Genomic DNA, 2,080 nt, shown 5'->3' with positions numbered 1-2,080 from the left:
ACGAGCTCGGCCCGGTGCTCGCTGACCTCGACCGCGACGAGGTCGGCACCGGCGTCGACCGCGAGCGCGCCGAGCACGCCGGCCTTGCCGCCGGGGCCGGCGCAGAGGTCGAGCCAGCGGTTCGGGACGTCGGGGTCGACCGGGGCCGAGGCGAGGGCCACGGCGACCAGCTGGGACCCCTCGTCCTGGACGGCCGCCCGTCGTTCGCGCACGGCCCGGATCGCGCCGGGGTCACCGCTCTCGAGGACGGCGCCGAACGGCGACGTGGGGCTGGCGGTGGCACCGGCCCGCACGAGCTCCTCGACCGTCGCGAGACCGGGGCGCGCGACGAGGCTCACCTTGGCCGGGGTGTTGTCGCTCTCGAGGAGCTCGCGCAGCTCCGCGTCGACCGTGTCGCCGCTCGCGCGTCCGTGGCCGACGAGGGCACCACGCAGGGCGCTGACGACCCATTCCGGGTGCGAGTACTCGAGGGCCAGCGCCGCGGTGGACCCGTCGGTGGGCACCACCTGTGCGACCCACTCCTCGCGGGTGCGCTCACTGATCCGGCGCATCACGGCGTTGACGAAGCCGCTGGCCCCGGCGCCGCTGACGGTGCGCGCGAGCCCCACGGTCTGGTCGGCCGCCGCGTGCGACGGCACCCGCATGCCGAGGAGCTGGTGCGCGCCGAGCCGCAGGACGTCGAGCACCCCGCTGTCGATCTTCGAGGTGGGGCGGTCGGCCGCACGCTCGATGACGGCGTCGTAGAGGCCCTGCATCCGCAGGGTGCCGAACGCGAGCTCGGTCGCGAAGGCCGCGTCGCGGGAGTCGAGGCGGTGCCGCCGGATGATGGCGGGGAGCTCGAGGTTGGCGTAGGCGCCCTCGTCGACGGCCCGCAGGAGCGTGTAGGCCGTCAGCCGGGCCGGTTCGGCGTGCTTGGACCGCTCGCTCGGCTTCTGCCGGGACCGCTGGCTGCCCCGGGGGCCCCCGTTCGGTCGGCGGTCCGGGCGGGGTCGGTCGGGTGCGGGCATCAGGTCAGCGTAGTGGCGCGGCCGAGGACCTCACCGTCGGTGATCCGAACCCCCCGGGCCCAGTCGGCGGCGGCCATCGGCTTCCTGCCCGGCGGGCGGACCCGGCCCAGCGTGACGACGCCGGACGCCGTCCCCACGTGGACGGCCTGCTTCGTCGCTCGCAGCTCCCCGGGCGCGAGGTCCGGCGACCCGTCGGGACCGGGCGTGTCCGCGGGCCCGGCGACGGTGACCGGCTCGACCCCGAGGCGTTCCCCGCGAAACGTCGTCCACGCCCCGGGTGTGGGCGTGCACCCGCGGACGTGACGGCTGACGGCATACGCCGGGACGCCCCACGAGACCTCCGCGTCGGCGGTCGTGAGCTTCGCGGCGTGCGACACGCCGTCGGCCGGCTGCGGCACCGGGGTGAGGTCACCACTGGCGAGCCCGTCCATCGTCGCGACGAGCAGCCCGGCGCCGGCGTGGGCCAGCCGGTCGAGCAGGCTGCCTGCAGTGTCGTCGGGGCGGATCGTCTCGGTCATCAGCCCGAGGACCGGACCGGTGTCGAGGCCCTGCTCGATGACGAAGGTCGTCGCCCCGGTCGTCTCGTCGCCGGCCATGATCGCGCGCTGCACGGGCGCCGCACCCCGCCAGGCCGGGAGCACCGAGAAGTGCAGGTTGACCCAGCCGTGCGTCGGGATGTCGAGGACCTCGGGCGGCAGCAGTGCGCCGTAGGCGACCACGGGGCACGCGTCGGGCGCGATCTCGCGCAGCCGCGCCTGGAACTGCGGGTCGCGGGGGGAGGCCGGAGTGAGGACCTCGATGCCACGCTCCAGCGCGACCGCCTTGACCGGGGACGGGTGCAGGGTGCGGCCCCGCCCCGCGCGGGCGTCCGGTCGGGTGAGGACCGCGACGACGTCGTGCTCGGAGGCGATGAGGGCCTCGAGCGCGGGTACGGCGGTCTCGGGGGTGCCGGCGAAGACCAGCCTCATCGGGTGCACCGGTCCTGGTTCGTCACGGGCGCCAGTGTAGGAGCCCGCCCGAACCGGTTCGCGAACCATGGGGTGCTTTGTGGTGTGCCACGAGTTCACTGACAC

Annotated in this window: 2 protein-coding genes; both read right to left on the bottom strand. The window is 75.5% G+C overall.

What is annotated here, in order from left to right; all coding sequences use genetic code 11:
- A partial coding sequence (locus tag N801_RS18880; RefSeq protein WP_035940859.1) for a transcription antitermination factor NusB occupies positions 1 to 1,007 on the bottom strand: 1,007 nt, incomplete at its 3' end.
- Positions 1,007 to 1,975, bottom strand: a complete 969-nt coding sequence (gene fmt, locus N801_RS18875; protein WP_035940858.1) for a methionyl-tRNA formyltransferase — start codon at positions 1,973 to 1,975, stop codon at positions 1,007 to 1,009. The genes N801_RS18880 and fmt, both read right to left, overlap by 1 nt.
- Between the last annotated feature and the right edge of the window lie 105 nt (positions 1,976 to 2,080).

This window comes from Knoellia aerolata DSM 18566, assembly GCF_000768695.1.
GTDB lineage: Bacteria > Actinomycetota > Actinomycetes > Actinomycetales > Dermatophilaceae > Knoellia > Knoellia aerolata.
This window is presented reverse-complemented; position numbering and strand designations above follow the sequence as displayed.